Origin of the sequence: Brevibacterium sp. Mu109 (assembly GCF_900169375.1) — a bacterium.
Taxonomy (GTDB): domain Bacteria; phylum Actinomycetota; class Actinomycetes; order Actinomycetales; family Brevibacteriaceae; genus Brevibacterium; species Brevibacterium yomogidense_A.
On sequence record NZ_FXZF01000038.1, the window covers coordinates 1 to 13,684 of the forward strand.

Below are 13,684 nucleotides of genomic sequence, written 5' to 3' on the forward strand. Positions count from 1 at the left end.
GCCGGATCCGACTGGCAGGCGTGGAGGTCGACCACGGAAGAATCTCAGAGTGTCACCGAAGTCCTGAGACATGAACTGTCACCGATGTCCTGATACAGAACTGTCACCGATGTCTCGAGACATCACACACGGGGCGAAGATCACCAAGACATACGATCAGCCCGCCACCCCGTACCAGCGGGTCCTCGCCGATACAGGCACCGTCCTGAAGAAGGTCAAGACGAAGCTGACGCGGGAGAACAAGCCGTTGAACCCGGCCCAGATCCAGCGTGAGTTGCAGGCCCTCACGGCCGAGCTCCTCACATTGACGACGTCAAAGGGCGGCCCGAAACCACAGCCGGAGGTCCGGGCACAATCAAATGATTCTTCGAAGAAACTCAGCCGGGCATCTTGACATGATTCCTCGGGCCCCTCGTGCGTCAGCCGGGTCGCACGGCCCACGTGTCAGCCGGGCTGGAAGGCGCTGATCAGCTGGTTGACGCCGAGCACCAGGAAGATCAGCGTGATGAGCACGAAGACGACGTTGAGGATCCAGCCGTTGCGCCACTCCTTCGGCATGTGCCTGCCGTTGAGCAGGAACAGGAGCGTGACCGCGAGGAACGGCATGAAGAAGGATCCGAGCACGCCGTAGGCGATGATGATGCCGACCGGCTTGCCCAGCAGGAGCAGCAGCATCGGCGGGAACGTGAGCCACAGGACGTAGAACTTGTAGTACTTCCCGCCCGAGCGGCGGGCCGGATGGTCCTCCGGCCGCTTCCGCACGCGGCCCCAGAAGTCCGCGAACATGATCGACACGCCGTTCCACACGCCCAGGATGGACGAGAACGATGCCGCCCAGAAGCCGATGAGGAACAGGTGGCCGACGAACGCCCCGTATTCGGCGGCGAGCACATCGGACAGCTGGACCAGGCCCTCGTCACCGGATTCGATCGCGATGTTCGCCGAATGCAGCAGCTCCGCACCGATGATGAGCATCGCGATGACGAAGACGCCGGAGAGGACGTAGGCGAAGCCGTTGTCGATCCGCATGACCTTCATCCACTTCGGCGTGTACCAGCCCTTCTCCTTGAGCCAGTAGCCGTAGGCCGCGAGCGTGATCGTCCCGCCCACGCCGCCGGCGATGCTCAGGGTGTAGATCAGACCGCCCTCCGGGATGGTCGGGATCAGGCCCTGGAGGGCGTCGAGCAGGTTCGGGGCGGCGAAGGCGGCGGATCCCACGACCGTGACGAACATGAGGCCGACGAAGAACGCGACGACCTTCTCCAGCGCGTGGTACCTGCCGAACCAGACGAGCGCGGCGCCCACGAGCCCGGAGAAGATCGCGTACGCGATGAAGGGGATCTGCGGGAAGACGGTGTAGATCGGCAGTGCTGAGGCGGACATCGCGGTCGCGCCGTACACGAAGCCCCACACCAGGATGTACGGGCCGAAGTAGACGGACGTCCACTTCCCCAGGCGCCGCCAGCCCTCGAAGATCGAGCGTCCGGTGGCCAGCGACCAGCGCCCCGCTCCCTCCACGAGGAAGATCTTGATGATGACACCGGCGACGGCGGCCCAGAGCAGCGCGTAGCCGTACATGGATCCGGCCACCAGCGTGGCGATGAGGTCACCGGCGCCGATGCCGGTCGCCGCGACGACCAGTCCCGGCCCCAGGACCTTCCACTTGGGCTTCTCACCTGGTCGCAGTCCGTCGTCAGCGGGCTGATAGGTCGGATCGTCCGGGGTCATGTGCTCGTGCGGGGCGCCATCGCCCTTCTGCTCGTCCACCATGGGACCAGTCTACGGATCGTGTCCCGCGTCACGTCGAGACGAGGTCATCAGGGTCGTGACGAGGTCATCAGGACCGCCCGCGCGTCCTCACCCGTCCCGTCTCACCGGAGCACGAACGGATTCCCGGTCGCCTTCTCCGTCGACAGCCACACGGACTTGGTCTGCAGGAATTCACCGATCGCCTCCATGCCGCTCTCCCTGCCCAGCCCGCTGTGCTTGTAGCCGCCGAACGGCGACAGATAGCTCACCGCCCGGTACGTGTTCACCCAGACCGTGCCGGCCCGCAGCGCGTCACTCACACGGATCGCCCGGCCCATGTCCTCCGTCCACACGCCGGCGGCCAGACCGTAGATCGTGTCGTTCGCGATCGCGACGCCGTCGTCCTCGTCGTCGAACGGGATGACCGACAGGATCGGCCCGAAGACCTCCTCCTGCGCGATGCGCATGTCGTTCGTGACCCCCGTGAGGATCGTCGGTTCGACGAACTGACCGCCGCCGGCGCCCGGCCCCGTGTACGGGCCTCCGCCCAGCCGGACGTGTGCGCCGTCGTCCTTCGCGATCGCAAGATAGTCCAGAATCTTCTCGTACTGCGCAGGAGTCGTGACGGGGCCGACGTGCGTCTCCGACGACATCGGATCCCCGATCTGCGCGGAGCTCGCGATGTCGACGACCCGCTCGAGGACCTCGTCGTGCACCGACCGCTGGATGAGGGCCCGCGAACCGGCGATGCACGTCTGCCCGGTGGCGGCGAAGATGCCGGAGATGATGCCCGTCGCCGCGGCGTCGAGGTCCGCGTCCTCGAAGACGATGTTCGGCGACTTGCCGCCCAGCTCCAGCGACACCGGCTTAAAGTCTCCTGCCGCGGCCCGGTAGATGTGGCGGCCGGCCGCATCGGAGCCGGTGAACGCCACCTTCGCGATGTCGGGATGCGCGACCAGCGGCTGGCCCACTTCATCGCCGAACCCCGTGACGACGTTGACGACCCCATCGGGGATGCCCGCCTCCTTGACGAGCTCCATCAGCTCGAGCGTCGAGGCGGAGGTGAATTCGGACGGCTTGACCACCACGGAATTGCCCGCCGCGAGCGCGGTCGGCAGCTTCCAGGCCAGCAGGAGCAGCGGCGAGTTCCACGGCGTGATCATCGCGACGACCCCCAGGGGTTCACGACGCGTGTAGTTGAGGACACCGGGCTTGTCGCTGGGGACGACCGCACCTTCGATCTTGTCCGCGAGTCCCCCGAAGTAGCGGTACCACTCCGCCATGTACGTCGTCTGGCCGGACATCTCCGCATACAGCTTGCCGTTGTCCCGGACCTCCGTCCGCGCCAGACGCTCGGAGTTCTCCTCGATGAGCTCCGCCAGCCGCACCAGTGACTTCCCCCGCGCCGTCGGGATCCGGGCGGCCCAGTCCCGCTGGGCGGCCTTCGCTGAGGCGACGGCTCGGTCGACATCCGTGCTGCGTGAGCGAGCGATCCTCGCCCACACCTCCCCGGAGTACGGATCGTGCGAATCGAACCACTCACCCGAGTCCGGATCCGTGAACTCCCCGTCGATCCAGTTCCCGAACTGCTGGACACCGTTCGCAGCCATGTGACCTCCTCGTCATCCGTGCACTGACACCAGTGTGTCGAAGTCCGACCGCCACTCCCACCCCCGACAGCCCGAGCACCCCGCGATCTCACATCCTCGCGAAGGCGACCTCGCCCGCGACCGCGGTGAGGTGGACGGTCGCGTCGCGGACGGCCTCGGCGTGCTCGAACAGCGCGGCCTCGCTCGCATACTCCCCCGTGACCCCGCTGCCGCCGTCTGCCCGCAGAGGGTCGACGTCGACCGCGATGAGGTCGGCGGCCATGCCGGGAGCCAACGTGCCCACGGACCCTTCCAGCCCGGCCGCGTACGCCGCTCCCGAGGTGTGGGCCGCGATCGCGTCCCGCGCCGGGATCCGGCGGCCCGGCTCGAACGTCGTCGCCGGATCGCCGCCGAAGTCAGCACGGGTCATCGCCGCGTAGATCGCGGCGAACGGGTCGGTCGGCTCGACAGGGCCGTCCGAGCCGAAGGCGACGGGAGCACCTGCCGCGAGCAGGTCCTTCCACGCGTAGGCCGCCAGCCTCGGGTCCGGCTTCAGCGACTCGAGCAGGTGCAGGTCCGAGATGCAGTGCCGCGGCTGCATCGACGCCACGACGCCCATCTGCGCGAACAGCTGGACCTCCTCCGGCCGGACGAACTGCGCGTGCTCGATGCGGTGGCGCAGGGGCCTGCCGTACCGCTCCTCCGCGGCGCGCGACGCGGCACGGGTGCGGGAGAAGGCGCTGAGCACGTGGTGGTTGGCACGATCGCCGATCGCGTGGACGGCCAGTGAGATGCCCGCCTGCAGGGCCTCCGTGATCTGTTCGACGAGCAGGTCCTCGCCCGCGATCGGCAGGCCGTAGTTGGGGAGGTGGTCCTCGCCGGGACGCGGGGGGAACGGATCGGTCATGTACGAGGTCTGCGACCCCAGCGCTCCATCGGAGAACAGCTTGAGGCCGCCGCGGACGAACCACCCGTCGCGGTCGGGGTCGTCCCAGGACAGCGCGGCCTCCGGCATCCCGGGGGACGCGGTGCGCCTCCGCCCCACCTGGTCGCCCGTCCGCCAGCCGACAGCCCGCGCCCATTCGAGCTCGTCGAGGCGGAGGTACTTGACGACGCGCATCAGCAGCCCATCGTCCGCGCGCAGCGCGTCCCACGCCTCCTGCGACGCCGCACCATCGATGTCGTGGACCCCGGTGAGGCCCTCGGCCAGCCACTTCCGCTGCGCGATGCGCATGTTCGCAGCGCGCTGCTCGAGGGAGAGCGCCGGCATCGCGCGCTCCGCGATCGTGGCGGCGTCCTCGCGGAGGATGCCCGTCGCCCGGCCGCTGCCGTCGCGGACGATCTCGCCGCCCACCGGGTTCGGGGTGTCGTCGTGGATCCCCACGGCCTCGAGCGCAGCGCCGTTGAGCCAGAGCGTGTGGTAATCGATCGACCAGAGCGCGACGGGGCGGTCGGGCACCGCCTCATCCAGCAGCTCGCGATCGGGCTGGTAGGAGCCGCCGCGGCCCATGTCCCACGTGTTCGCGTCCCACCGACCGCCGGTGACCCATTCGCCGGGAGGGAGGGTCGCGGCGTGGGCGGCGACCGTGTCCACAGCGGCCCGGAGGCTGCGCACCTGGCGGATGTCGACCTCGGCGATGGTGCTCGCGGTGGACACCGCGTGGAGGTGAGCATCGACGAAGCCCGGGAGCACCACCCTCCCCTCGAGGTCGACCTCCTCGACCGGAGCCGCACCCGCACGGTCGCGCAGTTCACGTGCGGACCCGACGGCGACGACACGGCCGTCGCTCACGAGCACGGCCTCGGCGGGCCCGCCGGCCTCGGCAGCCTCGGCGACCTTCGACGAACCAGCGAATGCGTGCACGCGCCCGTTCGCGAACAGGCGGTGGATTCCGGGGGCGCCGGGGGTGCGGGAGGAGTCGACCGTGTGCATGGTGCCATCGAACCACAGGCGCGCGCGGCCCGCGCTGCGACGTCCGGATCTGCCGCGGATCCGCATGTGGACTGGATCTCACTTACGATAGATGAGCTTTACCTAATCCCATTCTGTGGGTACACTGTGTAGGTGAGGCTCAGCTCACCATGAGCTGACTTCCCGTCCGATGCACAGCGACTCGCCAATCGGCCCGACCCGCATCGGACCCCACACACCGCACAGAGGAGCATCCCCCATGCACAGACGGAACGTCCGGTTCCCCGCCGTCATCGCCTCCACCGCCGCACTCGCGCTGGGGCTCACCGCCTGCGGGTCAGGCGACACCGGTGACGCATCTGCCGAGGCAGCATCCGGCGAATCCGAGACCGTGACGATCGAGGCGAACGGCGGGTCCGTCGACGTGCCCTCCCCCGCACAGAGCGTCGTCGCCCTGGACAACCGCACGTTCAAACTCCTCGACGACTGGGGCGTGGAGCTGTCCGGCGGCGCCGTCTCGCTCATGCGTGCGGACGTGTCGTACAAGGAGAACGACGAGATCCTCGACATCGGCAGCCACCGTGAGCCGAACCTGGAGAACATCGTCGCCGCTGAGCCGGACCTGATCATCTCCGGTCAGCGCTTCTCGCAGTACAACGAGGACATCGCGGACCTGGCCGACGCACCGCTCGTCGATCTCGAACCGCGTGAGGGCGAGGACTTCGGCGAGGAGCTCAAGCGCCAGGTGACCACCCTGGGCGAGGTCTTCGACAAGCAGGACGAGGCGCAGGCACTCGCCGACGACTACGATGCCGCCGTCGAACGCGTCGCGGCCGCGTACAACGCGGATGAGACCGTCATGAGCGTCATCACGTCCGGTGGTGACATCAACTACGCCGCACCGTCGGAGGGCCGCACGCTGGGGCCCGTCTACGACTCGCTGGGCCTGACCCCTTCGCTCGAGGTCGATGATGCCTCGTCCGGCCACCAGGGCGACGACATCTCCGTCGAGGCGATCGCGGACTCCGACCCCGACTGGATCTTCGTCATGGACCGCGACGCGGGCGTCAGCGGGAACTCGGGCGAGGAGTACACCCCGGCAGAGGACCTCATCGCGGAATCCCCCGCACTGCAGAACGTGACGGCGGTGGAAGAGGACAACATCGTCTACATGCCCGAATACACCTACCTGGATGAGAGCCTCCAGACCTACACCGAGTTCTACGAGTCGGTGGCAGACGCGATGGAGCAGGGCAACTGACCTCACAGCCCACACCGCAGAGCTCGGCAGCGGGCCCAGCACCGGACGTGACGTCCGGCGCTGGGCCCGCTCACCCGCCTGCCCACGCGTCTGCGCGCCCGCCTGCGCGCGGAGATGCCGGTCGGTCGCAGCGCGGCCACCGCCTCTTCACCTGGCCGATGGCCATCGGGCTGCTCGTGACCGCGGCACTCGTGGTCACGAGCCTGTTCGTCGGCGAGTACGACGTCCTGGGCGCCGAGGACGGTGCGCAGATGTTCGGCATCACCCGCATCCCGCGCACCGTCGCGCTCGTGCTCTCAGGTGCCGCGATGGCGATGTGCGGCCTGGTCATGCAGATGATCACCCAGAACCGCTTCGTCGAGCCCACGACGACCGGCACGACCGAGTGGGCGGGCCTGGGACTGCTGGCCGTCATGATCCTCGCACCCGATTCGCCGCTGGTCGTCAAGATGATCGCGGCGGTCGTCTCCGCCTTCATCGGCACCATGATCTTCTTCGCGTTCCTGCAGCGCGTGACCCTGCGGTCGTCCGTGATCGTGCCCATCGTCGGCATCATGCTGGGCGGTGTCGTCGGCGCCGTGTCGACGTTCCTCGCCCTCCAGACGGACATGCTCCAGAGCCTGGGGATCTGGTTCGCGGGCTCCTTCACCGGCATCATCCAGGGCCAGTGGGAGCCGCTCCTGGTCGTCGTCGTGGTGGTCGTCGCGGTCTTCATCGCCGCGGACCGCTTCACCGCCGCCGGCCTGGGCGAGGAGTTCGCGACGAACATCGGCCTGGACTACCGCATGGTGGTGCTGCTGGGCACGGGCCTCATCGCGATCGCGACCGGCATCGTCACCGTCGTCGTGGGCAACCTGCCGTTCCTGGGCCTCATCGTCCCGAACATCGTGTCGATGTTCCGCGGAGACGACCTGCGCTCGAACCTGCCGTGGGTGGCGCTCGTGGGCATCTGCACCGTGACGGTGTGCGACCTGCTCGGCCGCACGATCATCGCGCCCTTCGAAGTGCCGGTCTCGCTCCTGCTCTCCGTCGTCGGCGCGATCGTCTTCATCGCACTCATCGTCAGGAGGCGCTGACGTGACCGCACATCACACGCGCACCACGTCCCGACTGCACGCGGATGCCGCCGAGGCCGCGCACGCCGACGCAGTCCGGCAGGAGCAGGCACCGACCGCGCCCGAGGCTGCGGCTGGGTCCGAGGCCCGCCTCGGTTCGGCGACCGACTCTGCCGAGGCGGCACGGTCCTCGGCGGCGGTGGCATCCGGTCCGGCTGTGGCCGGCTCCGCCGCACCCGGCCGCACGGCGCACGAACCCGCGCACCGTCGCAGTCGCAGCAGTCGCGGCAGTGCCGACCCGGACCGCCGGTCCGGTCCGCTGCCGGGCAGGCGTGCGCACAAGCGGTACTGGCTGATCTTCTCCGCCCTGTGCGTGCTCGCCGTGTTCATCACATTCGGCAGCCTTGCGTATGAGAACCCGATGCCGGTGGGCTCGCGCGGCTTCTGGCTCATCGCGGAGATGCGCACGACGAACCTCGTCGTCGTCCTCATCGTGGCCTTCTGCCAGGCGATCGCGACGGTGGCCTTCCAGACGGTCACGAACAACCGGATCCTCACTCCCTCGATCATGGGGTTCGAGTCGCTCTACCGCGTGGTCCAGACCGGCGCGGTCTTCTTCATCGGGGCAGCCGGACTGGTCGCGGTGACGGGCCTGTGGCAGTTCCTGCTGCAGATCGCGCTCATGGTCGGCTTCGCCGCGGCCCTCTACGGCTGGCTGCTGGCCGGGCGCGGAGGGAACCTGCAGGTCACCCTGCTCGTGGGCATCGTGCTGGGCGGCGGCTTGGGCGGTCTGGCGACGTTCATGCAGCGCCTGCTCACGCCCAGCGAGTTCGACATCCTCACCGCCCGCCTCATCGGCTCCATCGCGAACGCGGACACCTCCTACCTGGGCGTGTCGATCGTCCTCGCCGGAACCGCCGGCGGCCTGCTGTGGGCGAAGGCCGGCACCCTCAACGTCCTGTCCCTGGGGCGGGAGACCGCGGTGAACCTGGGTGTGAACCACCGGCGACAGCTCATCATCGTCCTGCTGCTGGTGTCCGTGCTCATGGCCGTGTCCACCGCGCTCGTGGGCCCCATGACGTTCCTGGGCTTCCTCGTGGCGATGATCGCCTACCAGCTCGCGGACACCTACGACCACCGGCTGGTCTTCCCGATCGCGTGGCTCACCGGCTTCGTCGTCCTGGCGGGCTCGCACTTCGTGCTCAAGCACCTCTTCTACGCGGAGGGATCCGTCGGCATCATCATGGAGGTCGTCGGCGGAACCTTCTTCCTCGTGTACATCCTGCGAAAGGGCCGACTGTGATCACTCTGAGCACCGTCCTGCGCCGCTACACCTCCGACGTGGCGATCGGGCCCGTCGACCTGGAGATCCCGCCGGGCGGCATCACCGCCATGGTCGGGCCGAACGGGGCGGGCAAATCGACGCTGCTGACGATGATCGGCCGCCTCATGGGCATGGACGCCGGCACCATCACGGTGGGCGGCCTCGACGTGTCGAAGACTCCGTCGAAGGAGCTGGCGCGGAAGGTGTCCATCCTGCGCCAGGAGAACCACTTCGTCGCACGCCTCACCGTCCGCCAGCTGGTGGGCTTCGGCAGATACCCCCACTCGAAGGGCCGCCTCACCGTCGATGACGAGCGGCGGATCAGCGAGGCGATCGACTTCCTGCACCTGGGCGATCTGGAGACCCGCTACCTCGACGAGCTGTCGGGCGGGCAGCGGCAGCGCGCCTACGTCGCGATGGTGCTGGCCCAGGACACCGAGTACGTCCTCCTGGACGAGCCCCTCAACAACCTCGACATGCAGCATTCGGTGCAGATGATGAAGCACCTGAAGCGGGCAGCGGTGGAACTGGGCCGCACGATCGTCATCGTGCTCCACGACATCAACTTCGCAGGCCACTACGCGGATCACATCTGCGCGCTCAAGCACGGGGAGATCGTGGCGTTCGGGACTCCGGAGGAGATCATGGTCCCGGACACCCTGTCATCGATCTTCAACACACCGATCGATGTGATCGACGGCCCGAGGGGCCTGCTCGCCTGCTACTACTGACGGACGATGCGGGGCCCGTGGTGGCCGAGTCGATGCGCAGGCCACTGTCATCCTGTCATCTGCCGACCGGTCCACGGCTGCCGACTGATCCGCGGCTGCCGACCGATCCCGTCACGGTCCTCGCAGACCCGCTCGGTCAGCCGTGGGCCAGCAGGAACTCGAAGCGCTCGCGGGTGTCCGCGACGACCGTGAGTTCCGCCGCGGGCCCCCGCATATGCTCGTCACCGCCCGAGCCGCCGGCGGACGGCGGTCCGGCGGGGGCCTCGGCGTCGTCGGGTTCTGCTCCTGGGGCTGCGGCCGCGCCCGGGACTGCTGCGGCTGGAACCGCGATCGACGCGCCGGTGTCCTCTCGCAGGAAGGCATCCGCGCGCCGGTGCACGAACCGTCCGGCGCATTCCGCGATGTACGCCCCGCCGGCGAAGTCGTAGACGCCCAGTCCGCGCTCGTAGTAGGCGTTCACACGCCCCTCGGCCGCCATGCAGAGATCGATCGCGGCGGATCCGCAACGGCGGATGTCATCGAACCGGGTCATCACCCGGCCGAGCGCCGCGTGCTGCTGGGCACGACGGTCAGCCGCGTAGCCGAATCCGGTCGCGACCACGCGCCCGGTGGTGGGTGCGCTGCTTCCCGTCAGCGGCCGCACCGGCGTGCTCGGATCGGTGAGGGCGGACAGCGGAGCGACCCAAGCGGCACCCGCCCGCGCGAACCAGACGCGATCGAGCAGCGGTGCCGCCACGAGTCCCGCGACCCATCCGACGTCCGGGGATCCGGGTCCGGCGGACTGGAGGCGGGCTCCCGCGGAGAAGCAGTAGTGCTCGATCCCGCGGACGAAGTTCACGGTGCCGTCGATCGGGTCGATGTGCCACTCGACCGTGTCCGGGTCACCGTCTGGGGCTGCGCTCTGCGCGGTTCGGGCGGCGTGCGTGAGGATCGACTGGATCTCATCGCCCGCGGGGTGATCCGCAAGCGACAGTGCTTCCGACCCCTCCTCGCCCACGACGGCGTCCTCCGGTCGCAGCAGCCGCAGGTGGTGGCGGACCAGCGCCTCGATCTCCGCATCAGCCTCGGTGACGAGATCGTTCTTCCCGTCCTTCGAGCTGACCGATATGGGACTCAGTTCGTCAGCCCACGCCGCCATGCGGTGCGTGGCGATGACCGCGGCTTCACGTGCGGAGTCGAGGAGGGGGTCGCGGAAGAGGATGCTCACCGCTTCATCGTTGCACACGTCCTCTCACGTGACGTGCACTCAGACTGGCAGCGAACTCAGACTGGCGACGTACTCAGGCCGACGCACTCAGAGCGCGGTAGAAGGAGTCACCTGTGATGTGCCGGGGCCACCACTGCCGGCGGCGCCCGAGCCTCCCGGCTGCGAGTGGTCGTCGTCACCGGTGATGGCGGCGATAGCTCCAGCGGGCGCCCCGACCGAGGAGGCACCGCGGTCCTCCGGATCCGATATCGAGGCGGCGTTGTCTCCACCTGCGGAGTCCTGGTCTCCTGTCGCAGGGTCCTGGACTCCGTCGACCGACGTCAGCTGCACCTTGCGGTGGCGGCGCACGATCTCCTGGACGGCCTGTGATGACGTCCCCACCGCGTCTGCGATGGACGCATACGTCACCCCGGATTCGCGCGCATCGACGATCGCCGTCACGTACGCGTCGTTGATGCGCGTCCGTTGACGGGCGACCCTCCGCACAGCCGTCAGCACCGACTTCTGCTCTGCGGTGAGTGCTCGCGTCCTTCTCGCCATGTGAATCGACCTCGTGGTGGGCAAGCCTTCGCGGCAAGCCGGATAGTTCGTGGGCTGGAATCAGTGACCCACAGAGCGTTTCATTCCCCGAACCTCGTGCAGGTCGTACGCAGTCATGGTAGTACGCGGTGCCGGTCGTCCGGCTTCCCTGGCGACAGTCACGCGCTTCAGGCGTCGACTGTTACCGAGACGTGACACCATGGCCATCCTCTATGCTTCCACACGTCACTGTGCGGACACTCACATAGGCGTGTGCGCAGCCTCCACGTCCTGCGAGGAGAGGCACCCGAAGTCCCGTGGGGAAGGCACCCGACAGGCGGGCCGCGCAGATCATCACAGGGCCGCGCAGGTGTGCGACGATGGGCCTCACACAGCCGCATAGCGCCCCTGCACTGCCGCAGGGGGAGCGTCGGACGCTTCCGCCCGACCCGCCACGCCCCGTCAGAAGGAGTCACTGTGAACGGTGCCGATTCCCTCCTCGCCGCGCTCGAGCACAATGGCGTCACCACGTGCTTCGCGAACCCCGGGACCTCCGAGATGCACTTCGTCGCCGCTCTGGACGAGACTCCGGCCGTCCGCGGCATCCTGGGTCTCTTCGAGGGCGCCGTCACGGGCGCCGCCGACGGGTACGGGCGGATGGCCGACCAACCCGCCGCCACGCTCCTCCACCTGGGACCGGGGCTGTCGAACGGGCTGTCGAACCTGCACAACGCGCTGCGGGCCCATTCGCCGGTCGTCAACGTGATCGGCGACCACGCGAGCTACCACCGCGACCTCGATGCCCCGCTGACCAGTGACATCGAGGGCACAGCGCGCCCGTTCTCGCACTGGGTGCGCACGTCCGTCGACGAGCACGCCCTCTCCTCCGACGTGGCCGACGCCGTGACGGTCGCCCGCCGCGGTCAGGTCGCCTCGCTCATCCTGCCCGCTGACGCGGCGTGGAATGAGCTGCCCGCAGCGGTCAGCCCGACGACCGCGCAGCCCGCACCGCTCCCCGTCGTCGATGAGCTCGCCGTCGAGTCCGCCGCACGTGCCCTGGTCGAGGCGGGCTCGCGCGGCGCCATCCTCATGGGCGGCCGCACTCCGCGCGAGGACGCACTCGACGCGGCCGGACGGATCGCCACGGCGACGGGTGCCACGGTGCTCACCTCGACCTTCTCCCCGCGCGTCACCCGCGGCGCCGGCCGATACGCTGCGATGAAGGTCCCGTACGCGGTCGACCCGGCACAGGAGCTGTTCGCCCAGTTCGACACGATCGTGCTGGTGGGTGAGAAGCCGCCCGTGGCGTTCTTCGCGTACCCCACGAAGCGAAGCACCCTGTATCAGCCGGGCACCCGATTCATCGATCTGACTCCTGAGACGCCGCGCGCGGACATCCCCCTCACCGCGGTGCTCGACGCGCTGCCGGAGGTGGTGCGGGCGAGGGCCGCGTCAGTGCAGCTGGCGGACATGGCGCTGCCGCAGCGGCCCACCGGTGCGATCACCGCGGAGAAGCTCGGTACGTTCATCGCCGAGGCGATCCCGGAGAACGCGATCGTCGTCGACGAATCGATCACGACCGGCTGGAACTTCAATGCGGCGACCGTCGGCGCCCGCCCGCATGACTGGATCAACGTGACGGGCGGTTCCATCGGCTGGGCGATGCCCGTCGCCCTGGGAGCCGCGATCGCCTGCCCCGACCGCAAGGTCGTCACCTTCGAGTCCGACGGTTCCGGCATGTACATGCCCCAGACGCTGTGGACGCAGGCGCGTGAGGGCGTCGACGTCGTCACCCTGATCCTGGCGAATCGCAAGTACCAGATCCTGCGGAACGAGATGTCGAATGTGGGCGTCGACGTCGTCGGCGACACCGCGGCGAAGCTCCTCGACATCGATCGGCCGACGATCGACTGGGTGTCGATCGCGCGCGGCTTCGGGGTCCCGGCGGAGCGTGCGGAGACGATGGAGGAGCTGGGTGCCGCGTACGACCGCGCACTGGCGACCGAAGGACCGGCACTCATCGAGGTCGTGCTCTGAGGCACGCGGGGCGCCGCTCACCCGGCGCCTCCCCGCTGGCCCTCGTCGCGTTCCTCCCCGCTGGCTCCCTTCGCACTTCTCCCCGCTGACCCCCTTCGTCGAGTGAGTGCAAACCGGCCCCAGACCCGGCGTTCGGGGACCAGGTTGTACTCACTCGCTGGAGTAGGACGGGTGAGTCCCATAGAGTGGTGGCATTCCCACCAGGGACTTCACCCCCAAAAATGTGAAGAACCATCGTGGGATCCCGCTAGTAGTTCCGCCAAGAACCTCACGAAAGGCATCCCACGATGGCTGACCCCA

The 13,684-nt window shown here is 68.5% G+C and carries 11 protein-coding genes; 6 read left to right on the forward strand and 5 right to left on the reverse strand.

Translation table 11 applies throughout. From position 1 onward, the window contains the following. The first annotated feature begins 109 nt into the window (after positions 1-109). Positions 110-394, forward strand: a complete 285-nt coding sequence (locus BSP109_RS15035) for a hypothetical protein (protein WP_101601705.1) — start codon at positions 110-112, stop codon at positions 392-394. Positions 395-444: 50 nt separating this feature from the next. Here the strand turns inward: BSP109_RS15035 and BSP109_RS15040 are convergent, their stop codons facing one another. From BSP109_RS15040 to BSP109_RS15050, 3 genes are all read right to left on the reverse strand, one after another. Then, positions 445-1,728 carry an Nramp family divalent metal transporter gene (locus BSP109_RS15040; protein ID WP_101601713.1) on the reverse strand — a complete coding sequence of 428 codons (1,284 nt, stop codon included), beginning with the start codon at positions 1,726-1,728 and terminating at the stop codon, positions 445-447. Positions 1,729-1,871: 143 nt separating this feature from the next. Next, positions 1,872-3,359 carry an aldehyde dehydrogenase gene (locus tag BSP109_RS15045; protein ID WP_101601706.1) on the reverse strand — a complete coding sequence of 496 codons (1,488 nt, stop codon included), beginning with the start codon at positions 3,357-3,359 and terminating at the stop codon, positions 1,872-1,874. A gap of 88 nt (positions 3,360-3,447) precedes the next feature. Continuing rightward, on the reverse strand, positions 3,448-5,271 hold the full coding sequence (locus BSP109_RS15050; RefSeq protein WP_101601715.1) for an amidohydrolase: 1,824 nt from the start codon (positions 5,269-5,271) through the stop codon (positions 3,448-3,450). A 238-nt stretch (positions 5,272-5,509) separates the two neighbouring features. On the opposite strand from BSP109_RS15050, the gene BSP109_RS15055 reads away from it, so the two are divergent. From BSP109_RS15055 to BSP109_RS15070, 4 genes are all read left to right on the forward strand, one after another. Next, the gene (locus BSP109_RS15055) at positions 5,510-6,511 is read left to right on the forward strand and encodes a siderophore ABC transporter substrate-binding protein (protein ID WP_101601708.1); all 1,002 of its coding nucleotides are present in this window, start codon (positions 5,510-5,512) and stop codon (positions 6,509-6,511) included. A 158-nt stretch (positions 6,512-6,669) separates the two neighbouring features. Then, positions 6,670-7,587, forward strand: a complete 918-nt coding sequence (locus BSP109_RS15060; protein WP_101601710.1) for an ABC transporter permease — start codon at positions 6,670-6,672, stop codon at positions 7,585-7,587. A 196-nt stretch (positions 7,588-7,783) separates the two neighbouring features. Continuing rightward, a complete protein-coding gene (locus tag BSP109_RS15065; RefSeq protein WP_101601717.1) occupies positions 7,784-8,869 on the forward strand; it encodes an iron chelate uptake ABC transporter family permease subunit in 1,086 nt (361 codons plus the stop codon). Further along, positions 8,866-9,621, forward strand: coding sequence for an ABC transporter ATP-binding protein (locus BSP109_RS15070; protein WP_087003216.1), 756 nt, complete (start codon positions 8,866-8,868; stop codon positions 9,619-9,621). The genes BSP109_RS15065 and BSP109_RS15070 overlap by 4 nt, the downstream gene beginning before the upstream one ends. A 136-nt stretch (positions 9,622-9,757) precedes the next feature. Here BSP109_RS15070 and BSP109_RS15075 read toward each other — a convergent pair whose 3' ends face one another. Together BSP109_RS15075 and BSP109_RS15080 are read right to left on the reverse strand one after the other, a co-directional pair. Next, positions 9,758-10,828: an inositol monophosphatase family protein gene (locus tag BSP109_RS15075; protein WP_101601711.1), complete on the reverse strand. Its 1,071-nt coding sequence runs from the start codon at positions 10,826-10,828 to the stop codon at positions 9,758-9,760. A gap of 87 nt (positions 10,829-10,915) precedes the next feature. Then, positions 10,916-11,368: a hypothetical protein gene (locus tag BSP109_RS15080; protein WP_087003222.1), complete on the reverse strand. Its 453-nt coding sequence runs from the start codon at positions 11,366-11,368 to the stop codon at positions 10,916-10,918. A gap of 456 nt (positions 11,369-11,824) precedes the next feature. Between BSP109_RS15080 and BSP109_RS15085 the strand changes: the two genes are divergently transcribed. Continuing rightward, a complete protein-coding gene (locus tag BSP109_RS15085) occupies positions 11,825-13,384 on the forward strand; it encodes an acetolactate synthase large subunit (protein ID WP_087003225.1) in 1,560 nt (519 codons plus the stop codon). Positions 13,385-13,684 lie beyond the last annotated feature (300 nt).